The sequence below is a fragment of the Lysobacter enzymogenes genome (assembly GCF_017355525.1).
Classification (GTDB): domain Bacteria; phylum Pseudomonadota; class Gammaproteobacteria; order Xanthomonadales; family Xanthomonadaceae; genus Lysobacter; species Lysobacter enzymogenes_C.
Window position 1 is genome coordinate 5561040 of record NZ_CP067395.1, and the last position, 22426, is coordinate 5583465.

Sequence of the window (22426 nt, forward strand, 5' to 3'; positions counted from 1 at the left end):
AAGCGCCGCAACCTCGCGACACCGCCCGCCGTCATTCCCGCGAATGCGGGAATCCAGGGCTTCATCGATGCATGACTCTGAAGTCTCTGGATTCCCGCGTTCGCGGGAATGACGAGCAAGAGCGCTAGCGCCACCACCTTCTCGATACTTCCCACCCGATCCCCCACGACCGGAGCCCCCGCGTGACCCCGATCCAGCACCGCGTGCAGTTCGACTTCGAAGTGGAATTCACCAACGGCGGCGGCCTGCAAGGCCAGGGCTTCCGCCTCGACATCGACGGCGAGGACATCGCCGACGCCGAACTCGCGGCCTACATCGTGCGCGACCTGCGCCTGCTGATGGCCGGGCCGATCCGCATCCTCAACAAGACCATTCTGACCGAACCGCACAAGCGCGCGGCCGGCGCGCTGGAAAGCGGCGCGGTGCGCTACGTCGACCTGAGCCACACCATCGAAGACGGCCTGGTGACCTATCCGGGCATGCCGGCGGCGCACATCTGCGATTACCTCAGCCGCGAGGCTTCGCGCGGGATTTACGCCGAGGGCACCGAATTCCACATCGGCCGCATCGACATGGTCGCCAACACCGGCACCTATATCGATTGCCCGTCGCATCGCTACGCCGACGGCAAGGACCTGTCGCAGATCGGCCCGGAGGACTGCGCCGACCTCGACGCGCTGGTGGTGCGCGTGCCGGCCTCGCTGCAGGCGATCGACGACGCGCAGTTCCGCGGCCTGGAACTGCGCGGGCGCGCGGTGCTGGTGCACACCGGCTGGGACCGGCATTTCGGCACGCCGGCCTACGGCGTCGGCCATCCGTTCCTGACCGAAGCCGCGGCGGTGTGGCTGCGCGATTGCGGCGTGCGTCTGGTCGGGATCGATTCGATGAACATCGACGACACCGCGGGCAAGTCGCGGCCGGTGCATTCGACCCTGCTCGGTGCGGGGATCCTGATCGTCGAGCACCTGCGCAATCTGGCGGCGTTGCCGGACGCGGGTTTCAGCTTCAGCGCGGTGCCGCCGAAGGTGAAGGGGATGGGGACGTTTCCGGTGCGGGCGTTGGCGAAGTTGCAGGGCTGACGCGCTGCGGCCGCCAGGAACGCGCCGCGCCTTCGGGCCCGATGCTTTTCTTTCGGGCAAGACCGAACTTCGATTGCTGCGAACGAGCGGCCCAGCCGGCCCGTTCGAGTGGCAGGGCGTTCGAGCCGCGACGCCGTTCTTTCAGCCCGGGCCGAACTTCAACTGCTGCAAATACGCCTGCAACGCCGCGATCGCCAGCCGCACCTTGGCCGGTTGCGGCTCGCGCTGCGCAGTCACCGCGAACACGCCCAGCGGCGGCATCCGCCATTGCGGCAGCACCAGCACCGCGCGGCCGTCGTCGACCAGCGGCATCGCATCGGGCTCGGGCAGGCGCACGATGCCGAGCCCCTGCAGCATCATCTGCCCGACCACGCGCGAGTTGTTGGCGACGATGCGTCCGCCGACGCGCACCCGCCGCAAGGGTTCGCCATCGGCGTACAGGTCGACGTATTCGGGCTGGTTGATGACGCTGAGGATCAGCATCGGGTGCTCGGCCAGTTCCTCCGGCGTGCGCGGCAGGCCGTGCGCCTGCGCGTATTCGGTCGAAGCCACCAACAGGTGCCGCCACTCGGCCATGCGCCGCGCGACCAGGTTCGAATCGAGCAGGCGGCCGACCCGGATCGCCAGATCGATGCGTTCGCCGATCAGGTCGATCTGGCGGTCGTCGGCGAAGATCCGCAGCGCCAGCGCCGGATGCGCGCGCAGCAGCGGCGCCAGCGCCGGCGCCAGATGCTGGGCGAAGCCGACCGGCACGGCGATGCGCAGTTCGCCGCGCGGCTCCTCGCGCAGGTCGCCCAGGCGCAGGTCGGCGCCGCGCGCGGCGTGCAGCATCGCCGCGCATTCCTCGTAATAGGCCTGGCCGATCTCGGTGGTGCTGAGCTTGCGGGTCGAGCGGTGCAGCAGCGCCACCCCGGTCTCGGCCTCGAGCTGGCGCAGTTGCTGGCTGACCGCCGAGGGGGTCATGTCGAGCTCGCGCGCGGCCGCGCTCATCGACCCCAGCTCGACCACGCGGGCGAACAGGGCCATGCGCTTGAGGCGGTCTATCGTGAAGTCCAGCTTCATAGTCCTAGTTCCTCGGGCCGGATTATCGCCGGACCTGTTAGCGGACAGACTATATCCCGTCCTCACACCACGGGAGTTCCCCATGAACATCGTCCTGATCGGCGCCACCGGCTACGTCGGCCGCGCCGTGCTCGAAGAAGCCCTGAACCGCGGCCACCGCGTCACCGCCGTGGCCCGCAACGTCGATGCGTTGCCGGCCCATGCCGGCCTGACCGCGAAGGCGGCCACCATCGGCGGCGATCCGGCCGCGCTCGCCGGCCTGCTGCGCGGCCACGAAGCGGTGATCGCCTCGTTCAACGCCGGCGGTTGGAAGAACCCGAATCTGCTCGCCGATACCGTCGCCGGCTATGCCCAGATCGTCGCCGCGGCCAAGCAGGCCGGCGTGCCGCGCCTGTTGGTGGTCGGCGGCGCCGGCAGCCTGGAGATCGCGCCGGGCCAGCAGGTGCTCGACCAGCCGGGCTTCCCCGACGAATACCGCGGCGGCGCCGAGGCGATGCGCAAGGTGCTGAACACCCTGCGCGACGAGCGCGAGCTGGACTGGAGCTTCCTGTCGCCGGCCGCGCACTTGGTGCCCGGCGAGCGCACCGGCCGCTTCCGCCTCGGCGGCGACCAGTTGCTGGTCGACGGCAACGGCGACAGCAACATCTCGGTGCAGGACTACGCGGTGGCGCTGATCGACGAGCTGGAACAGCCGGCGCATTCGCGCAAGCGTTTCACCCTGGCCTACTGATCCTGCACGGCGGGCGCGATATCGCGCCCGCCGCGTAGCGTTTCAACCGCTCGCCGGGTTCGCTTCGGTGAGTCTCGGCGCGGCGGCCTGTTCGGTCGCCGCGCGCCGCGCTTGAGCGCGCGCGAGACCGAAGCCGGTGCCGGCCCACGCCAGCGCGATCAGGGCGCCGAGCCCCGCCACGATCGCCGGCTGCTGCGCCAACGCATCGGCCAGCGCCTTGGCCCAGCCGCTGACCGCGTCGCCGCCGCGGTAGACCACCGAGTCGATGAAGTTCTTGGCCTTGTAGCGCTGCTGCGCCGGCACTTCGGTGAACAGCATCTCGCGGCCCGGCCGCACCAGCGCGTACTCGCCGGCGCGGCGCAGCACCATCACCACCGCGAGCACGGCGAAGGTCGGGGCGAAGGCGAGCCAACCGAAGCCAACAACGGTAACCAACGGCACCGCCACAAGAAGCACGCCAACCCCAAGTTTTTGCGCCAAGCGCCCGGTCAAAAACAACTGCGACGCGATCGCCAGGCTCTGCACCACGATATCGATGATCCCGAACACCCGGGTCTGATCGGCGCGATCCGGATACGTCGCCTCGACCAGCCGCGCCTGTTCGAAATACAGAAACGTGCTGACGCTGGCCAACAGCACCACGAACGCGGCGATGCCGAGCAGGTAAGGCGAGCGCAACACATCGGTGAGCCCGGCGAACGGGCTGCCGCCGAGCGGCCGCTCGCGCGCCTGCGCGTCGCGGTCGCCGGCCTGCGCCGGCGGCAGCGGGTGCGCATCGCGCCAACGCTGCAACCACTGCGCCGCCGCGGCCGAGGCCAGCAGCAGCGCCGCGGCCAGCAGCAACAGGCCGGCGTGGCCGATCGGCCGCACCAGCAGCACGCCGAGGGTCGGCCCGAGCAGGCCGCCGAGGCTGGCGCCGGAGGCCATCAACGCGAAGGTGCGGCGCGCCTGCGCGCCCGGCATCAGGTCGGCGAGCACGCTCCAGGCCAGCGAGATCGCGATCAGGTTGAACACCGACAGCCAGATGTAGAACGCGCGCGCGACCCACACATCGTCCGGCCGCATCAGCATCGCCGCGGCGAAGCCGGCCAGGATCGCGGCGAACGCGGCGAAGGTCCACGGCAGCACCCGGCGCCGGCGCGCGCGCGCGGCCAGCCAGCCGAACAGCGGCATCGTCGCCAGTGTGGCCAGGAAGGTGCCGGTGAACAGCCATTGCAGGTTGTCGACGCCGCCGGCGATGCCCATGGTTTCGCGCACCGGGCGCAGCATGAAATAGCCGGCGAACAACAACGCGAACATCAGCGCGCCGGCCAGCGCCGGCGCGGTTTCGCCGGCGGCGATGGCGAAGCTGCGCGCGGCCCAGCGGTTCAGCGCGCCGGGCGCGGGCGCGGCGGCGGGCGGTTGCGGAGCGGCCATGGCGCGCGCCTCAACCGATCGCCGCGATCAGGGCGTCGCGCTGCTTCGCGTCGAGCATCGCGCCGGTGCCGGCGCGCAGGTTGTCGGTCTGGTTCTTCGGCTTGGACGTGGCCGGAATCACCACCGTCGCCGCCGGATCGCTGAGCGCGAATTTGAGCAACAGCTGCGCCCACGAATCGGCGCCGACCTCCGCCGCCCACGCCGGCAGCGGCTTGCCCTTGACCTGGGCGAACAAGCGCCCGTCCTCGAACGCGCGGTTGATCATCACCGCGATGCCGAGATCGCGCGCGAGCGGAAAGATCGTGCGTTCGGCGCCGCGCGACACCGGCGAATAGTTGATCTGGACGAAATCGGGCTTGAGCGCGCGCATCTCCTGGGCGAGCTGTTCCTGCGCGTGTTCGCGGTAGTGGGTGAGCCCGACCAGCCGCACCTTGCCCTGCTGCTTGAGCTCGCGCGCCAGCGCCAGCTGGGTGCGGGTGTCCTGCAGGTTGTGCACCTGCAACAGGTCGATGCGGTCGGTGCGCAGGCGGCGCAGCGACTCCTGGAACTGCGCCAGGCCTTGCTCGCGTCCGGTCACGCCGGAAAGTTTGGTCGCGATGAACAGTTTGTCGCGGGCCTTGGCGTCGGCGACCAGGTCGCCCAGCGCATCCTCGGCGCTGGAATACGTCGGCGCGGTATCGACCACCGTCGCGCCGGCGGCGACGAAGCGTTGCAGCGCCTCGCGCAGCGGCGCGCGCGCGGCGGCGTCGCTGCCGACTTCGAAACTGCCCGAGGTGCCCATGCCGATTACCGGGATGCGTTCGCCGGTGGCCGGGATCTCGCGTTTGAGCAAGGTGCCGGAGAACGGTTTTTCGGCCTCGACGGGCGCTGCGCCGGCCTGCGCCGGCGCGGGGTTTTCTTGACTGCACGCGGCCAGCGGCGCCAGTGCGAGAGCGGCGGAGGAGAGCACAGCGGTGTGGAGGAAATCGCGACGGTTGGCCATGACGAATCCTGTGCGGTGGTGAAGGGCGCGGACATCGCGACGCGTAGGCTTGCGTCGCGGGATGGTTCGAGCCTAGCCGCGCCGGCGCGGCCGGGGCCGCGGCTGACAGAAATGTCATCGCGCGGTACCGCTGAACGACAGGAACGGCGGCCGCGCGCGCGTTAGCGGCGGCGCGCGCTGTGCCGATGGTCATGGATCGGCGTTGCGGCGTTGTGCGCTACAGCATCGGATCGCGCGGAGATCCGCGCAGGTCTCGACGGCCCCGCTTGCGGGAGGCGCTTCGACTCCGACGCGGTTCGGTCGGAGCGCAGCGCGGCTTCGGATCGAAACGCAGCGGGCCCGCAGGCCCTGCCGCAACCGCCTTACTCGCCGCGCAGCTTGCCGATCAGCCGCATCGCCGCCGCCGGGTTGTTCTGCTTGGCGGCGCTGATGAAGTACACGAACACTTCGCGCGCCGCGCCGTCCGCCAGCGGCGCGGCCACGTGCGGCAGGTCCGGATTGTCGCCGCCGCGCGCCCACGTGCGCGCGCGTTGCGCCCAGGCGTCGAGTTCGTCGTCGGGATAACCGCTGGCGACCTCGGCGCGCGAGCGCATCAGCCGGGCGTAGACGAAATCGCCGGTGACGTCGGCCAGCGACGGATACTCGTCGGAATCGGTGAACACCGTGGCGATGCGGCGCTCGCGCGCCAGTTGCAGGTACGCCGGGCCCAGGAAACTCGGATGCCGCACTTCCAGCACGTGCTTGAGCGCGCGGCCGTCGAGCGTGCGCGGCAGCGCGTCGAGGAACGGCGCCAGGTCGTCCGGGTCGAAGCGCCGGCTCGGCGCCAGCTGCCACAGGATCGGCCCGAGCCGCTCGCCGAATTCGGCCAGGCCGCCGTCGATGAAAGCCTTGGCCTGCGCCGCCGCCTTGGCCAGCGCGCCGGCCTGGGTGACCCGGCCCGGCGCCTTCAGCGAGAACACGAAGCCTTCGGGCGTTTCCGCCGCCCACTTGGCGTAGGTGGCCGGCTTCTGCGCGCTGTAGAAGGTGCCGTTGATCTCGATGCTGCTGAGCTGGCGGCTGGCGTACTCCAGCTCGCGCCGCTGCACCAGCTTGGGCGGGTAGAAGCGGTCGCGCCACGGCGCGAAGGTCCAGCCGCCGATGCCGCAGCGGATGCCGTCGACCGCGGCGACGCCGGTCGCGCCGGCGAGCGGATCGTCGGCGGCGGACTTCGCCGGCTTGGCCGGCGCTTTCTTGGCCTTGGCCGCGGGCGCGCCGAACAGGTCGCCGGCCTCGGAATCTTGATCTTTGCGCGTGCTCATACGTTCCAGGGGTTGTAAGTGCCGAACCACCACAGCCGGCCTTCCAGGTCGCGACAGGTGTAGGCGCGGCCGCCGTAGTCCTGATCGGCGACCTCGACCACGATCTGCGCGCCGGCGGCACGGGCGTGGGCGTAGTGCTCGTCGGCATCGCCGACGAGTACGCAACAGGCCTGAGTTTCGCGCCCGCCGATCTCATCGGGTTGGACGATGCGCCGGGACCACTCGCTTTCGTTGTTCGGATCGACCGAGCCGAGCATGATCATCCCGGCGCCGTAGGTCAGCTGGGCGTGATGGACCACATCGCCGTCGGCGTAGACCGCGTGTTTGGCGAAGCCGAACGCGCGGCACAGCCAGTCGATCGCGGCGTGGGCGTCGCGGTAGCGCAGGCAGGGAATGATGGTGCTGCCGGCCGAAGCGTTCATCGGAACTCCTGTGCGGGCGCGGGGCCCAGGGCATGGCGCTGGACATGACAAAACGCAGGCGACGAGGATAACGCGCCGCGACTATCCTGGCATCTTCACGGTGCCGCGGCGCGGCGGGAGGGAGACACATGGCCAGTTACTCCGGCGGCTGCCATTGCGGCAGGATCGCCTACGACGTGCAGGGCGAGCTCAGCGAAGCCTACGAGTGCAATTGTTCGATGTGCAGCCGCCGCGGCGGCCTGCTGTGGTTCGTGCCGGTGGCGGCGTTCGAACTGAAGACCGCGCGCGACGATGTCGCGACCTATCAGTTCAACAAGCACGTCATCGAACACCACTTCTGCACGCATTGCGGCATCGCGCCGTTCAGCGAAGGCAAGATGCCCGATGGGACGCCGATGGTCGCGGTGAATGCACGCTGCTTGCAGGACGTGGATCTGGGCGAGGTGAAGATCGTCAAGATCGACGGGCGGTCGTTCTGAGCGTTCGCGCTGGGCGTTTCGGTCGGGTCTATCCGATGCGCGCGGCGCTGCGCGCGTCGAGGTCCTTATGCGCGGCGTTCGCATCGGATGAGGCGCGCGTGGCGATGCGTTGCGGCATCGCCGAAACTCGCTGCGCGCGCACTCGCAGATCGAAGGATCTTCTTCCAGGCCGAAGCCGCGTTCAGTCCGAAGCCGCTTGAGTCGCGCCCAATCGCGCGCGTCCGAGTTCGGTAATCACCGCCACGCTGCTCTCCCCGCGCTCCTCGACCCGCACCCAGCCCGGCCCGGCGACGTCGCCGATGGCGTCTTCGCCGATCCAGGCCAGCTCGCGCAGCAACACGCTCATGCGCACGTTCAGGCGCTTGCACACGCGCGGCAGCGACAGGCCGTCGGGGTGCTGGTCCAGCAGCGCCAGCAGCGGCTCAGTCAATCCGGACAAGGCCGATGTCCTTGGCCGCGCCCAGTTCGCGGCCCCGCGCCGGCGCGTGCGGATGCACGACGACGGGGATCGATTTCGAGGTCGGCGTGCGCGCTTCGTCGGCGAAGCTCGACAGGGGCACCAGCGAATTGGTCTCGGGGTAGTACGCCGCCAGGCAGCCGCGCGGGATGTTGTATTCGACCAGCAGGAAGCGCTTGGCGCTGCGCTTGACGCCGTCGTCGCACAGGCTCTCCAGGTCGACCCAGTCGCCGGCTTTCATGCCGAGCTCGGCGATGTCTTCGGCGTTGATGAACAGCACCCGGCGTTCGCCGAACACGCCGCGGTAGCGGTCGTTCATGCCGTAGATGGTGGTGTTGTACTGGTCGTGCGAGCGGGTCGTGGCGAGGGTGAACACCGGCTGCTCGCGGCTGGCGCGGGCGCGGTGCACGGGCAGGTCGGTCGGTACCGCGTGGGCCTTGAACTGGGCCTTGCCCTGCGGGTTGATCCAGCGCCGCTCGGCCGCCGCGTTGGGCAGGTGGAAGCCGCCGGGCACGCGCACGCGCGCGTTGAAGTCGTGGAAGTCGTCGAACACGGCGGCGATCGCGTCGCGGATGCGGTCGTAGTCGCCGATCATCTCCAGCCAGTCGATCCGGCTGCGTTCGCCGAGGGTGGCGTGGGCCAGGCGCGCGACGATCGCCGGTTCCGACAGCAGCTCCGGCGAGGCCGGCGCGTTGATGCCGGCCGACAGGTGGACCATGCTCATCGAATCCTCGACCGTGACGCCTTGCGGCCCGGCCGCCTGGATGTCGATCTCGGTGCGGCCCAGGCACGGCAGGATGTAGGCGTCGCGGCCGTGGACCAGATGGCTGCGGTTGAGCTTGGTGGCGACGTGCACGGTGAGGTCGCAGCGGCGCAGCGCGCGGTGGGTGGCCTCGGTGTCGGGCGTGGCGGTGGCGAAGTTGCCGCCGAGGCCGAAGAAGGTCTTGCAGCGGCCGTCGAGCATGGCTTCGATCGCGCCGACGGTGTCGTGGCCGTGGCGGCGCGGCGGTTCGAAACCGAACACGTCGCGCAGGCGGTCGAGGAAGGCCGGCGCGGGCTTCTCGTAGATGCCCATGGTGCGGTCGCCCTGCACGTTGCTGTGGCCGCGCACCGGGCAGGCGCCGGCGCCGGGGCGGCCGATGTTGCCGCGCAGCAGCAACAGATTGACGATCATGTGGATCGTCGCGACCGAATGCTTGTGCTGGGTGATGCCCATGCCCCAGCAGCAGATCACGCTGTCGGCGCCGACGTAGACCGCGGCCGCGCGCTCGATCTCGGCCCGGCTCAGGCCCGATTCGGCGACGATGGTGTCCCAGGATTCGGCCGCCACGTCGGCGGCGAACGCGTCGAAGCCCTGGGTGTGTTCGGCGATGAAGGCGGTGTCGATGACTCGTGCCGCGCCGTCGCGCAAGGCTTGCGCGTCGAGTTCCAGCACGCGCTTGATGATGCCCTTGACCGCGGCGAGGTCGCCGCCGATGCGCAGCTGGAAATAATCCGAGGAGATCCGGGTCGAGCCGTTGTGCAGCATCTCCAGCTTGTCCTGCGGATCGGCGAAGCGTTCCAGCCCGCGCTCTCGCAGCGGATTGAACGAAACGATGGCGGTGCCGCGCTTGGCCGCCTGGCGCAGTTCGCCGAGCATGCGCGGATGGTTGGTGCCGGGGTTCTGGCCGAAGATGAAGATCGCCTTGGCGACTTCGAAATCCTGCAGCAGCACCGTGCCCTTGCCGACGCCGATCTGCGCCTTCATCGCCGTACCGGAAGGTTCGTGGCACATGTTCGAGCAGTCGGGGAAGTTGTTGGTGCCGAACTCGCGCACGAACAACTGGTACAGGAACGCGGCTTCGTTGCTGCAGCGGCCGGAGGTGTAGAACAGCGCTTCGTCGGGCGAAGCCAGCGCGCGCAGGTGCTCGCCGATGCGGGCGAAGGCTTCGTTCCAGGTGATCGGCAGGTATTTGTCGCTGGCCGCGTCCCAGCGCATCGGGTGGGTCAGGCGGCCCTGGTTTTCCAGCCAGTAATCGCTGTAGCGCGCCAGCTCCGCGACGGTGTGCTCGGCGAACAGTTCCGGCGTGGCGCGGTGCTTGGTCGCTTCGGCGGCGACGGCCTTGGCGCCGTTTTCGCAGAACTCGAAGGTCGAGGTGTGGTCGCGGTCGGGCCAGGCGCAACCGGGGCAGTCGAAGCCGTCGGGCTGGTTGGCCGAAAGCAGGGTGCGCGCGCCGCTGACCGGCACGTCCTGTTCGAGCAGATGCTTGGCGACGCTGCGCAGCGCGGCCCAGCCGCCGGCGGGGCCTTCGTAGGGGCGGATCGGGTTCTTATCGCTCATGGCCGGGGTCCGTGGCGTGCGGCGCGGCGGCGGCGTCTTCGCTGAGCCGCTGCGCATGGGTGTAGACGGCGTGCCCGTCGTCGCGGGCGAAGCCGATCAGGGTCAGGCCGGCGCTGTCGGCCAGGGCGATCGCCAGCGCGGTCGGCGCCGAGATCGCGGCGAGCACGGCGATGCCGGCCTGCGCGGCCTTCATCGCCATCTCGTAGCTGGCGCGGCTGGTGACCACGCAGAAGCCTTGTTGCGGATCGACGCCGGCCTGGGCCATCGCGCCGATCAGTTTGTCGAGCGCGTTGTGGCGGCCGACGTCTTCGCGCACCAGCTGCACGCGGCCGTCGCGCTCGGCCCAGGCGGCGGCGTGGGTGGCGCCGGTCAGCGCGTTGAGCGGCTGGCTGCGGCGCAGTTCGACCAAGGCGTGGCGCAAGGCCGCGGCGTCGATGCGCGGGCCTGCGCCGACCCGCGGCGGCGGCCGCAGCACCGCTTCGATGCTTTCGGTGCCGCACACCCCGCAGCCGCTGCGGCCTTGCAGGTTGCGCCGGCGCGCGGCGAGCGCGCTGGCGCGTTCGGGCGGCACCGCAAGCGCGACGCTGATGCCTTCCAGCGATTCGGCGATCTCCTCGACCGCCAGTTCGTCCGGCGCGGCGACGATGCCTTCGCTGAGCGAGAAGCCGAGCGCGAAATCGGCGATGTCCTGCGGCGTGGCCATCATCACCGCGAACGGATCGCCGTTGTACGCCAGCGCCACCGGCACTTCGGCGGCGACCTCGTCCATCGCCTCGCGCAGCGCGCCGTCGCGCACCCGGCGCACGCGCCGGCGCACGGCGCCTTCGCCGCGCGCGGCTTGCGGATCGGGCCATGACGGTTTCGCGCTCATCGGTCGCTTAATGGAACAGCACGAACGCCTTCTGCAAGGTCACCCACATGCCCCAGGCCAGCGGCACGCCGACCGCGGCCCAGGCCGCCAGCACCAGCGCCGGATTGCCGCCGCGGCCGACCAGGGCCATCTGCTCGGCGCTGTAGGCGGCCTCGCCGTTGCGGCCGGTCTTCTCGTGCGCCAGCGCCTTCTCGCGCGCCAGTTCCTCCGGCGTCATGAAGTGCTTCTGCGCGATCGGCCGCACCAGCAGGTTGCACAGCAGGCCCAAGACGAGCATCGCGGCCAGGATATACATGGTGGTGTTGTAGACCTGCGAAGGCGGCAGGCCCAGGCCGAGCTGGTAATCGCGCATGTAGTTGACCACCACCGGCCCGAGGATGCCGGCGGTGGCCCAGGCGGTCAGCAGGCGGCCGTGGATGGCGCCGACCATCTGGGTGCCGAACAGGTCGGCCAGATAGGCCGGAATGGTCGCGAAGCCGCCGCCGTACATCGACAGGATCACGCAGAAGATCGCCACGAACGCGGCGATGCTGCCGGCCGAGCCCGCCGACGGCGCCGACGCGTACAGCACGAAGCCGAGCACGAAGAACACCACATAGGTCATCTTGCGGCCGATGTAGTCGGAGGTGGACGCCCAGAAGAAGCGCCCGCCGATGTTGAACAGGCTCAGCAGGCCGGTGAAGCCCGCGGCGATCGCGGCGATCGCCTTGAGCTGGTCCTCGGCCAGCGACTTGATCCCGCCGTCGACGCCGATCAGCTTGCCGCCGAACACTTCCTGCAGCATCGGCGAGGCCATGCCGATCACGCCGATGCCGGCGGAGACGTTGAGGCACAGCACGCCCCACAGCAGCCAGAACTGCGGAATGCCCCAGACCTTGCTGGCGTGCACGTGCTGCTGGGTGATCATCGCGTTGCTCTGCGCCGGCGGCGGCGTCCAGCCGGCCGGCTGCCAGCCGCTCGGCGGCACCCGGTAGCCGAACGCGCCGGCCATCATGAACACGAAATAGCCCGCGGCCAGGACCAGGAAGGTTTCGAACACGCCGACCGAATCGGCGGTGGCGAAGCGCTTCATCAGCGCGTCGGCGAGCGGGCTGCCGATCATCGCGCCGCCGCCGAAGCCCATGATCGCCATGCCGGTGGCCATGCCGCGGCGGTCGGGGAACCACTTGATCAGGGTCGACACCGGCGAGATGTAGCCCAGGCCCAGGCCGATGCCGCCGATCACGCCCGAACCCAGCCACAGCAGCCAGATCTGGTGGGTCTTGATGCCGATGGCCGAAATCACCAGCCCGCCGCACCAGCACAGCGCCGAGACCACGCCGGCCTTGCGCGGGCCGGCGCGTTCCAGCCAACCGCCCCACAGCGCCGCCGAGCAGCCCAGCAGGACGAAGAACAGGGTGTACATCCAGCCCAGCGAACTGACTTTCCAATCGCAGCCGGTGGCGAACATGCGCGCGAAGAAGCCCATGTCGGCCGGGCAGTCCAGCGGTTGCTCGATGCCGACCGCCTTCGACAGCGGCAGCCAGAACACGCTGAAGCCGTAGGCCATGCCGATGCACAGGTGGATCGCCAGGGCCGCCGGCGGCACCAGCCAGCGGTTGAATCCGGGTTTGGCGACGATGCGTTCTTTCGACAGCAGGCCGGGTGCGGCGGGCTGCGTTGCGGCGATCGCCGCGCTTTGGCTGGACATGCGGACCCCTCGGTTTAGTACGACTGCCAATAGGCTGTTCAGGGCATAAAGTCTGGGGGAAGGCCCTGAGCGCGCACGGAGGCTAACCCAAGCGCGAGGCGTGCGTATATCGCTGAGTAGTCTAATAATCGGCTGTGGAAAGCCGATTAGTGACCTGGGCGTGACGGCTGAATAGCACGGGTGTGCGCCGCAGCGTCGCGACGATGAGAGGGCGATCATGTTCAAGGTCCAAATCCAACCCAAATGGACACTTCACGCCGCCGATGGGCGGCCGCTGCCGCCGAAACTGATCGAATTGTTGTTGGGCGTGCATGCGACCGGATCGCTCGCCGCGGCCTGTCGCGAGCTGGGACTTTCGTACCGCTATGCGTGGGGCTTGCTGCAGGATTCGCAGGCGCTGTTCGACGCGCCGCTGCTGCGCATGGAGCGCGGCCGCGGCGCGCGCCTGACCGCGCTCGGCGAGCGGCTGGTGTGGGCCGAGCAGCGCATCGCCGCGCGGCTGGCGCCGACGCTGGACAGTCTGGCTTCGGAGGTGGAAGTGGAATTGGGCCGCGCGCTCAGCGCGTTGGCGGCGCCGCCGCGCATCCATGCCGCGCACGGTTTCGCGGTGGAGACCTTGCGCCGGTTCCTCGACGAGGCCGACACCGAGGTCGACCTGAAATACCGCAGCCCCGGCGACGCGCTCGACGCGCTGCGCGCCGGCGCCTGCGACCTGGCCGGCGTGCATCTGCCGATCGGCGAGTTCGAGCGCGACATCCTCGCCCATTACGCCGACCGCATCGATCCGCACGGCGACCGCGTGCTGCATCTGGCCACGCGCCGGATCGGCCTGATCGTGGCGCCGGGCAATCCCAAGCGCATCCGCGCGCTGGCCGATCTGCTGCGTGCCGAAGTCCGCTTCATCCACCGCCAGCCCGGTTCCGGCGCGCGCCTGCTGCTGGAGCGGATGCTGGCGCGGCAGGGCCATTCGATCCGCGCGGTGCGCGGTTGCGGCATCGACGAACTGACCCACGCCGCGGTCGCGGCCTACGTCGCCAGCGGCATGGCCGACGCCGGCTTCGGCCTGGAGACGCCGGCGCGGCGCTACGGCCTCGAGTTCGTGCCGGTGGCGACCGAACACTATTTCTTCCTCGCCCGGGCGAGCACGCTGGACTCGCCGGCGCTGGCCGAAACCTTGGCGATCCTGCGCAGCGAGCGGTTTCGCAGCGAACTGGGCCGGCTGCCGGGTTACGACGCGGGGCGTTGCGGCGAGGTGCAGGATCTGGTCGAGGCGTTCGCCTCGGCGCGGGCGGTGTTCGGTTGAGCGTGGCGCAGCGACTGTAGGAGCGGCGCGAGCCGCGACTGCGGGGTATCCGTTTGCGCCGGAACGGATCCCGGGCGTGGTGCTGCGCGCGCGGATGGGCGCGCGTTGTGGTTCGATTGTCGTGGTCGCGGCTTGCGCCGCTCCTACAGAGGCCTTCGGGGTCGCGACGTAGCGACTGTAGGAGCGGCGCAAGCCGCGACTGCGGAGCGTCCGCTTGCGTCGAAACGGATCCCGGGCGTGGTGTCGCGCAGGCGGATGGAGTCGCGCCGTGGTTCGGTTGGCGCGGTCGCGGCTTGCGCCGCTCCTACAGGGGCTTCGGAAACGAAGAAGGCGCGGGTGCGCCGCGCCTTCTTGGTTCGATCCGCGGCCGCGGTCAGCGGATCGGTTCGTCCAGCATCAGCTCGCGCACGAACCGCACCGGCGGCGCGCCGTAGGACAGCACCTGGTCGTGGTAGGCCTTGAGCTCGAACTTCGGGCCGAGCTTCTCCTCGACCGCGCGGCGCATGTCGAAATGTTCCTGCGCGCCGACGAAGTAGGTCGGCAGCTGCGCCGAGGTCAGCTGCGCGCGCACCCATTTGCCGGCGGCTTCGCGTTCCTGCTGGAAGGTCTGCTTCGTCATGAATTCCATCGCCTGCTCGCGGCTCCAGTCCTCGACCTGCACGCCCTGGTCGAGGATCGCGTTGCCGATGCTGCGCAGGTAGAACTTGAGCTGGACCAGGCGGAACAGCGGGTCGTTGTTCAAGTACCCGGAGTCGGCCATCAGGTCTTCGCTGTACACCGCCCAGCCTTCGGCGAACACGCCCGAACGCAGCACCGCGCGCAGGGTCGACGGCGCCTTCGCCGAATGCGCGCCTTCCAGGTAGTGGCCCGGCATCGCTTCGTGGATCGACAGCAGGTGGATCATGCGCGTGTTGTATTCGCGCAGGAACGAGTTGACCTGCTCGTCGTTCCAGTCGTCGGGGATCGGCGAGATCGCGTAGTAGGTGTCCAGGCCCTTGTCGAGCGGGCCCGGCGAATCGCAGTAGGCCAGCGCCACGCCGCGCTGGAATTCCGGCATCAGGATCACCTTGACCGGCGCGTCGGGCACGGTCACCAAGTTCTTGGCGCGGGTGAATTCGGTCGCCTCGCTCAAGGTCTGCTTGGCGAAGTCGACGACCTTGTCGCGCGGCGCCTTGTCGGCGTACGCCAGTTCCAGCGCGGCCTCGATCGCGGCCTGCTGCTGCGCCGGCGTCGGCTTGTCCGGCAGCGCCGGCGCGTTCGGCTTGTCCTTGAGTTCCTTCTGCGCGATCGCGTACATCTCGCCGCGCACGCGCGCCAGCTCGGCCTTGGCGCGCTGCATGATCTGCGCGCGCGACAGCGACGAGTTCAGCGAGAACTTGAGCTTCTCGTCGTACAGGGTCTGGCCGATGCGGAAATCGCCCTTGGCGTTCGGCACCAGGGTCTTGTCGAGCCAGGTCTGCTGCTCGGCCACGGCCTTGCGCAGGCCGGCGACGGCGGCGTCCAGCCGCTTGCGCGGCTCGCCCTTGAGCTGGCCGGCGTTGGGCACGATGAAGGTGTCGATCAGGCTCAGCACGCCGGCGTTCTGCTTGGCCACGGTCTCGGCGTGGATCTTCGGCACCCGCGCCGGATCCAGGTTGGCGCGGGCCTCGGCGAAGATCTGCGGGATCTTCTCCATGCGCGCGGTCGCCGCTTCCAGCCGCTGCGGCATCGGCGCGAAGTCGCGCGCCATCAGGTTGTAGATCGCGTCGCCGGCCAGGCCGCTGTAGACCAGCGGGTCCCAGGCCCAGCTCTGCAGGGTCTGCAGGTTCCACACGTCGGCTTGCAGGCGGTTGCGCAGGATCAGCGCGTCGACCTGGTTCTCGCGCGAGAGCTTGGTCGCGTCGATCGCGTCGAGTTCGCCGAGCAGCTTCTTGCTGAAGTCGAGCTGGTGCTGGCGGCCGGCGGCGCTGAGGTCGTCGATCTCGCCGTCGAAGCGGTGATCGCCGATCTGGGTCGCGGCGACCGGGTTGATCTTCATCACCCCGTCGAGCCAGCGCTTGGACAGCTCGGCGAACGCGGCGTCCACGGCCGGGTCGGCGGCGTTGGCGGTCGCTGCGGCCGGCGCGGCGGCGCTCGGCGGTGCGGCGGATTCGGGCGGCTTGCAGGCGGTCATGGCCAGGGCGAGCAGGGCGGCGGAAAGGGCGAGGGCGAGCGAAGTGCGATGCGGCGAACGCATGGGAATCCTGGTGGCAGGCGACGGCCGAAGGCCGGTTGGCGCGCAGGATAGGGCATGGGCATGACCGCTGCATGGGTCATTGGTCGGGGCGCAACGGCGGTGCCTACGCCGCGCCGCCGGCTTTGCCGCGGCAGCGGTTTCGCGGTCAAGACAACCGGCGCGCCGGGCAAAGTCGCCAGGCAGGCCGCTGCCGCGATTGCCCCCCTGTAGGAGCGGCGCGAGCCGCGACCGCGCCAACGAGGCGCCGGCGTTCGCCCGAAGTCCGGCCGGACGGTCCGCATACATGGCTCTTTCGCGGCGCGTCAGCCGTCGCGTCGGGTGGGGGCGCGGTGGATTTGCGCTGGCGCCGGCGCGTGGTTGGCGCGGTCGCGGCTTGCGCCGCTCCTACAGGGGGCTACAGGAGGGTTTTTGCGCAGTTGCCGTGTCGGAGGTCGGATTTCGCGGGCTGCGCGGGGCCGGGTTTCATAACCATCGGTCATGCCTTCATGCGCCCGGGCGCGGACGACGGCCTTTGCGGCCGCGCCCGCGAACGCCGCCATCGCCTTGCGCGGCGGGCATTGCGGCTGAACAGGGCGTTCGCCGGCGACGCTCGCCGCGGGCCGGGCTGGTCAAATATTCGCCACCTGTCGCCGTCGTTTCGATTGACATCGCTTTATCGCGATGCAACATAAACCCCGTCGCCGCCCCGCGCCGCGACCTTCCTCCGCAACCGATCCCGCCGCCGTGAACGCATTCCGTCCGACCACCTCGCCGTCCGCCAACCGCCGCCATGCCGGTGGGTGTCGCATGGCCATGTGTCGGCGCTGAATCCGCAGCGCGCCCACGCGCGCCGTTCGTTTCGTTCCCGGCTTCCCAGGTTGCTCGCCATGTCGTCGCTCTCGTCCGCATCAACGTCCTCACGCCTCGCCGCGAACGCGCGAATGCGCGCGTGGTGTAGCGGGCGGGCGAGGCCTTGGCGCTAAGCGCATCCGCCGGCCGAGCCTGCCGCACCGCTAGATCCACTCACCGCTTTCCCACCGTCCCGCGCGGCGGGCGACCTGCGGCTAACCCCGCATTCGTCTCTCTCCCCTCCCAACGACCGCGCTGCGCCCCGCGCAGCGGCGGCGGCCGCACGCCGTCGCGGGCCGGCTTTTTGTTCGCGTCTTCGCTTCGCCTCTCCCACGTCTTGCAGGAATCCTCATGTCCCAGTCCCTCCGCAGTCCCGAAGCGCGCTACCGACGTCTGTCGCTGGCGCTCGCGCTCGCCCTGGCCGCGCCGCTGGCGCAGGCCGCCGATGCCGCAGCCGCAACCGATGCCGGTGATGCCGGCCCCGGCGTCACCCTCGACGCGGTGCAGGTCACCGGCACCAACCTCAAGCGCAGCGACGAAGCCGGGGTGAACCCGGTGCTGGTGCTGGACCGCGCGCAGATCGAAAAGAGCGGCAAGGTCACCGTGTCGGACCTGCTGCGCAGCCTCACCGTCAACAGCGGCAACAGCTTCAACGAGCAGTACACCGGCAGCTTCGCCAACGGTTCGGCCGGCGTTTCGCTGCGCGGCCTGAGCCAGAAGAACACCTTGGTGCTGGTCAACGGCTATCGCGTCGCCTCCTACGGTTTCGCCCAGGGCACCCAGGACAATTTCGTCGACCTCAACGCGCTGCCGCTGGGCGCGATCGAACGGGTCGAGATCCTCAAGGACGGCGCCTCGGCGCTGTACGGCTCCGACGCCATCGCCGGCGTGGTCAACCTGATCCTGCGGCGCAAGATCGAAGGCGTCGAAGTCGACGCGTCCTACGGCGCCTCGACCGAAGGCGGCATCGACCAGCGCAGCCTCGGCCTGCGCGCGGGCCGCGGCGATCCGGCCCAGGACGGCTACAGCCTGCGTTTCAGCCTCGACGTGTTCCAGCGCGGCCAGCTCAACGCCGACGAACGCGACCTGACCAAGAGCGGCGACTACCGCAACCAGCCCGGCGGCCGCTTGGCCGGTTGGTCGACTCAGGGCGTGGCCTATCTGACCAACCCGCGCGCGCCGGTCGCGTTCGCGTGCCAGCCGGGCACGCAGTCGCGGCCGTACAGCGATTTCGGCAGCCCGCTGCCGGGCAACGCCTGCGCGTTCAACACCCAGCCGTTCCGCACCCTGATTCCGGATGTGGAGCGCTATCAGGCGCTGGTCGCCGGCGACGTGCGTTTCAGCGACACCGTGCAGGGCTTCGGCGAAATCCTCTACAGCACCAGCCACAACGGCGCTTACTTCAGCGCGCCGATGACGGTCGGCGCCGGCCTGCGCGCGTACGACCGCAGCACCGGCCGGTTGGTCGACATTCCGGCGGTGCTGCCGGTCGGGCATCCGAACAATCCCAACGCGGCGCCGACGCCGTTCGAGTATTCCTTCCTCGACCTCGGCGCGCGCTACAAGATCAACAAGTCGCAGTTCTACCGCACTTTGTTCGGCCTGCGCGGGCAGGGCCAGGTGTGGGATTGGGAAGTCGCCGCCAGCCATTCGGAAAGCCGCCAGCGCGAGTACGTGCGCAACTTCCTCGACCGCTACGCGTTCGAGCGGGTGCTGCGCGACGGCAGCTACGATTTTCTCAATCCTTCGCGCACGCCCGGCGCGCTCGACGCGCTGCGCCTGTCCACGCGCCGCCCGGGCACGTACCGCCTGAGCACGCTCAGCGGCAAGATCTCCGGCTTCCCGTTCCAGTGGCGCGCCGGCGACGTCGGCGTGGCCGCGGGCGTGGAGTTCCGCGACGAAGCCCAGGACGCGCGCACCAGCCCGCAGGTGCTGTCGGGCACCGAGCTTCGCCCGGCGATCAACCTGATCGACGGCGACCGCCGCGTCGCCGCCGCGTTCTTCGAACTCAGCCTCAAGCCCTGGCAGCAGGTGGAAGTGCAGCTCGCCGGCCGCGGCGACCACTACAGCGACTTCGGCAGCGCGTTCTCGCCGAAGCTCGGCGTGCGCTGGCAGCTCAACGACGATTTCCTGCTGCGCTTGAACGCCTCGCGCGGCTTCCGCGCGCCGTCGCTGCCGGAGATCGCGCAGAGCACCACGATCAGCTACGGCACGGTCATCGATCCCTTCGATCCGGTCCAGCCCGGCGCCTCGCGCGGCGTGACCGTGTTGCGCGCCGGCAACCCGGACCTCAAGGCCGAGCGTTCCAGCAACATCAACCTCGGCCTGCTGTGGGCGCCGGACGCCGACACCAGCCTCGGCATCGATGTCTACCGCATCCGCCAGGACGATCTGATCGCGCCGGACAACGTGCAGTTCGTGGTGTCCAACCCGGCCGCCAACCCGGGCCGGATCACCCGCGACGCGCAGGGCCGCCTGCAACTGGTCGAGAACCGTTACTCCAATCAGGGCACGTTGACGACGACCGGTTTCGACATCGAAGGACGCAAGGTCTGGCACGCCGGCGACGACACCTGGACCCTGGACGGCACCTGGACCCGCCTGCTGAGCTTCGAGCAGCCGCTGGTGGCCGGGCAGGCCGAGCAGGACGGCGCCGGCAACAACCTGTTCGGCGCGCTGCCGAAGTGGCGCGGCATCACCTCGCTGGCCTGGAACCGCGGCGACTGGAAGACCCAGTTGTCGTGGCGCTACATCGGCGGCTACGGCCAGAAGGTGGTCGATGCGCGCAGCAATCCGGGCCTGCGCAGCAAGGTCGACGACTACCATCAGTTCGACCTGTACGTGGGCTACGAGGGGCTGCACGACACCACGCTGTACGCCTCGGTGCAGAACCTCGCCGACAAGGCGCCGCCGTTCGATCCGTCCGGCGGTGCGTTGCCGTACGACATCACCCAGTACGACGCGCTGGGGCGGTTCGTGACGGTCGGGGTGAAGTACAAGTTCTGAGTTCGCTGCCGCAACCGCCGGCCCGCGCTGCGCGCGCGGGCCGGCGCGCGAACGGGCGGGAGCTGCGGCTCCCGCCCGTTTTCGTTGCGGCCGCCGGCTTCGACCCCGTCGCCGCGCGCCGCGCGTTGGAGCGGTGACTGGTCCGCACGGGCGGATGCGCGCAGGCGCTGCGCGATGGCATAGTGCCGCCAGCCAAGACGGCGAGGGAGAAGCAGACTATGGAAACGAACGAAACCCACGCGCCGCGGCGGCGCAATGCGGCGGCGACGCGCTGGCTGCTGGCGGCGGCGTTGATCGCGGCGAGCGCGGCGGGCTGCAGCCAAAGCAAGCATCCCGAAGCGTCGATGAAGGCCGCCGACGAAGCTGTCAGTGTGCCGGAAGCGCCGGCCGCGCCGCCGGGCGCGCGCGGCGGCGGCAGCGAGGAGCAGGCCAAGGCCGACCTCGGCGTGTTGCTGGCCTACGAACACCGGGTTCGCATCCGCCTCGCCGGCGACAAGATCGCCGCCCGCGCCAAGGCCGTGCAGGACGCCTGCACCGGCGGCAAGTTCGGCCCCTGCGTGGTGCTGGGCATGAACCAGAGCGGCGGCGACGATCCCTCGGCGAGCCTGCAGGTGCGGACCGTGCCGAACGGCGTGGAGCCCTTGATCGCGATGGCCGGGCAGGGCGAGCAGATCGCCGACCGCGGCATCCAGGCCGAGGATCTGGCGGTCGCGGTGCGCGACAACTCGATGCGCCAGGACCGCCTGCGCCGCGAACACGCGCGCCTGCTCGAATTCCAGGAGCGGCGCGACCTGAAAATGGCCGACGTGCTGACCCTGTCGCAGCGCATCGCCGAAATCGAATCGCAGTTGCAGGCGGCCGAGCAAGAGGCCGCGCAGCAGCAGCGGCGCATCTCGACCCAGCTGATCAACTTCGACTTCGCCACCACCGCGACCCAGGAAAGCACCAGCGAGATCGGTCAGGCGGTGCGCGAATTCGGCGGCATCGTCGCCTCGGTGATCGCGTTCCTGATCCGCGCGGCGGCGGTGTTGCTGCCGCTGGGTCTGGTCGGCGGCATCGGGCTGTGGCTGCTGCTGAAGCTGTGGCGCGCGCGGCGGCGGCGCAAGGCCGCGGGCTGATCGGCGTTTCGGCGCCGGCCGGCAATGCCGGCCGGCGCATCGCCCCGCGCGGCGTGCGAGGCCTTAGCGTTCTTCCGAGTCCTCGAATTCGACCAGCACGTCCAGATCGAAGGCCAGCGCCTGCACCGCTTCGCGCACCTTGTCGGCGGTGGAGGCGTTGGGCGCGTCGATCTCGAGTTCGTGCACGCCGGGCCCGTTGTCGTCGGGCAGGCCGGCGGAACTGGAATCGTCGTCGTCCATGTGCGGCATCAGATCGGCGACTTCCTCGACGTGTTCGATGCCGTCGAGGCTGTTGAGCAGATTGCCGATCGCGCGCGCGTCGTCGTCGTTGCCGGTGATGCGCAATCGAAGCAGAGGCATGGCGGGCACCTGGGGTCGCGGAGGAGTCTGGAGGCTAGGCAGCGGCCGGATAAGGCGGCGTGAACGCCTTGCATGCGCGATCCGCGCAAATCGTCACGCGCAGGTAAAGCGGCCCGTACACGGCGTCACACACGCGGCATCGCGAGGGCGTAGGCTAGCGCCATGACCAGCATTCCTATCGACGACGCCCCGTCCTCCGCGTCCGCGTCCAACGGCGTCACCTTGCGCCCGCTGGAACGCGGCGATCTGCATTTCATCCATGTGCTCAACAACAACCGCAGCGTGATGGGTTATTGGTTCGAGGAGCCGTACGAGTCGTACGTCGAACTCGAGGAGCTGTACCGCAAGCACATCCACGACCAGTCCGAGCGCCGTTTCATCGTCCAGGACAGCGCGATGGAGCGGATCGGGCTGGTGGAACTGGTCGAGATCGACCATCTGCACCGGCGCGGCGAGTTCCTGATCATGATCTCGCCCGAACACCAGCGCCGCGGCTATGCGCGGCTGGCGACGCGGCTGGCGATCAATTACGCGTTCCGGGTGTTGAACCTGTACAAGCTGTATTTGCTGGTGGACGTCGACAACACCCGCGCGATCCGCATTTACGAGGATGCGGGGTTCCAGCGCGAAGGCGTGCTGGTCGATGAGTTCTTCACCGACGGGCGCTATCACGATGTGATGCGCATGTGTTTGTTCCAGCATCAGGTGCTGGGGCGGGTCGGCAAGTAAGGGCGGCCCTCACCCCAACCCCTCTCCCGCAAGCGGGAGAGGGGCTCAGGCATTACGCAGC

18 protein-coding genes are annotated in these 22426 nt (G+C 69.6%); 7 read left to right on the forward strand and 11 right to left on the reverse strand.

Translation table 11 applies throughout. The features are described from left to right. The first annotated feature begins 182 nt into the window (after positions 1-182). Positions 183-1079, forward strand: coding sequence for a cyclase family protein (locus JHW38_RS23495; RefSeq protein WP_242691068.1), 897 nt, complete (start codon positions 183-185; stop codon positions 1077-1079). Between the two features lie 141 nt (positions 1080-1220). On the opposite strand, the gene JHW38_RS23500 is transcribed toward JHW38_RS23495, so the two are convergent. Beyond that, positions 1221-2141: a LysR family transcriptional regulator gene (locus JHW38_RS23500; RefSeq protein ID WP_207523691.1), complete on the reverse strand. Its 921-nt coding sequence runs from the start codon at positions 2139-2141 to the stop codon at positions 1221-1223. Between the two features lie 82 nt (positions 2142-2223). On the opposite strand from JHW38_RS23500, the gene JHW38_RS23505 reads away from it, so the two are divergent. Further along, complete coding sequence (locus tag JHW38_RS23505; RefSeq protein WP_207523692.1) at positions 2224-2871, forward strand: NAD(P)-dependent oxidoreductase; 648 nt, start codon at positions 2224-2226, stop codon at positions 2869-2871. Between the two features lie 42 nt (positions 2872-2913). Here JHW38_RS23505 and JHW38_RS23510 read toward each other — a convergent pair whose 3' ends face one another. From JHW38_RS23510 to JHW38_RS23525, 4 genes are all read right to left on the reverse strand, one after another. Next, positions 2914-4287 carry an NTP/NDP exchange transporter gene (locus JHW38_RS23510; protein ID WP_242691069.1) on the reverse strand — a complete coding sequence of 458 codons (1374 nt, stop codon included), beginning with the start codon at positions 4285-4287 and terminating at the stop codon, positions 2914-2916. 10 nt (positions 4288-4297) lie between these two features. Continuing rightward, positions 4298-5269: an aldo/keto reductase gene (locus JHW38_RS23515; protein WP_207523693.1), complete on the reverse strand. Its 972-nt coding sequence runs from the start codon at positions 5267-5269 to the stop codon at positions 4298-4300. Positions 5270-5631: 362 nt separating this feature from the next. Continuing rightward, complete coding sequence (locus JHW38_RS23520; protein WP_207523694.1) at positions 5632-6567, reverse strand: DUF72 domain-containing protein; 936 nt, start codon at positions 6565-6567, stop codon at positions 5632-5634. Then, positions 6564-6989: a VOC family protein gene (locus JHW38_RS23525; protein WP_207523695.1), complete on the reverse strand. Its 426-nt coding sequence runs from the start codon at positions 6987-6989 to the stop codon at positions 6564-6566. The genes JHW38_RS23520 and JHW38_RS23525 overlap by 4 nt, the downstream gene beginning before the upstream one ends. A gap of 128 nt (positions 6990-7117) precedes the next feature. Here JHW38_RS23525 and JHW38_RS23530 point away from each other — a divergent pair, with 128 nt between their 5' ends. Further along, positions 7118-7468: a GFA family protein gene (locus JHW38_RS23530; protein WP_207523696.1), complete on the forward strand. Its 351-nt coding sequence runs from the start codon at positions 7118-7120 to the stop codon at positions 7466-7468. Between the two features lie 181 nt (positions 7469-7649). Here the strand turns inward: JHW38_RS23530 and JHW38_RS23535 are convergent, their stop codons facing one another. Genes JHW38_RS23535 through JHW38_RS23550 form a run of 4 tightly spaced genes read right to left on the reverse strand, consistent with a single transcriptional unit; the run spans position 7650 to position 12806 of the window. Then, a complete protein-coding gene (locus JHW38_RS23535; protein ID WP_207523697.1) occupies positions 7650-7907 on the reverse strand; it encodes a hypothetical protein in 258 nt (85 codons plus the stop codon). Continuing rightward, entirely contained in the window at positions 7891-10245 is a 2355-nt protein-coding gene (locus tag JHW38_RS23540; RefSeq protein ID WP_207523698.1) for an FdhF/YdeP family oxidoreductase, read from the reverse strand. The genes JHW38_RS23535 and JHW38_RS23540 overlap by 17 nt, the downstream gene beginning before the upstream one ends. Next, a complete protein-coding gene (fdhD, locus tag JHW38_RS23545) occupies positions 10235-11116 on the reverse strand; it encodes a formate dehydrogenase accessory sulfurtransferase FdhD (protein ID WP_207523699.1) in 882 nt (293 codons plus the stop codon). The genes JHW38_RS23540 and fdhD overlap by 11 nt, the downstream gene beginning before the upstream one ends. A 7-nt stretch (positions 11117-11123) precedes the next feature. After that, complete coding sequence (locus tag JHW38_RS23550) at positions 11124-12806, reverse strand: OFA family MFS transporter (protein WP_207523700.1); 1683 nt, start codon at positions 12804-12806, stop codon at positions 11124-11126. A gap of 217 nt (positions 12807-13023) precedes the next feature. Here JHW38_RS23550 and JHW38_RS23555 point away from each other — a divergent pair, with 217 nt between their 5' ends. Further along, entirely contained in the window at positions 13024-14109 is a 1086-nt protein-coding gene (locus JHW38_RS23555) for a substrate-binding domain-containing protein (protein ID WP_207523701.1), read from the forward strand. 373 nt (positions 14110-14482) lie between these two features. Here JHW38_RS23555 and JHW38_RS23560 read toward each other — a convergent pair whose 3' ends face one another. Further along, a complete protein-coding gene (locus JHW38_RS23560; protein ID WP_207523702.1) occupies positions 14483-16324 on the reverse strand; it encodes a DUF885 domain-containing protein in 1842 nt (613 codons plus the stop codon). Positions 16325-17503: 1179 nt separating this feature from the next. On the opposite strand from JHW38_RS23560, the gene JHW38_RS23565 reads away from it, so the two are divergent. Both JHW38_RS23565 and JHW38_RS23570 read left to right on the forward strand, forming a co-directional pair. After that, positions 17504-20158 (forward strand): TonB-dependent receptor, encoded by a 2655-nt coding sequence (locus JHW38_RS23565; protein WP_207523703.1) that lies wholly within the window; start codon positions 17504-17506, stop codon positions 20156-20158. A gap of 218 nt (positions 20159-20376) precedes the next feature. Beyond that, positions 20377-21276, forward strand: coding sequence for a DUF4349 domain-containing protein (locus tag JHW38_RS23570; RefSeq protein ID WP_242691071.1), 900 nt, complete (start codon positions 20377-20379; stop codon positions 21274-21276). A gap of 63 nt (positions 21277-21339) precedes the next feature. Here the strand turns inward: JHW38_RS23570 and JHW38_RS23575 are convergent, their stop codons facing one another. Then, positions 21340-21636, reverse strand: a complete 297-nt coding sequence (locus tag JHW38_RS23575) for a hypothetical protein (protein WP_207523704.1) — start codon at positions 21634-21636, stop codon at positions 21340-21342. A 162-nt stretch (positions 21637-21798) separates the two neighbouring features. On the opposite strand from JHW38_RS23575, the gene speG reads away from it, so the two are divergent. Continuing rightward, entirely contained in the window at positions 21799-22365 is a 567-nt protein-coding gene (speG, locus tag JHW38_RS23580; RefSeq protein ID WP_207523705.1) for a spermidine N1-acetyltransferase, read from the forward strand. The last annotated feature ends 61 nt before the right edge of the window (positions 22366-22426 follow it).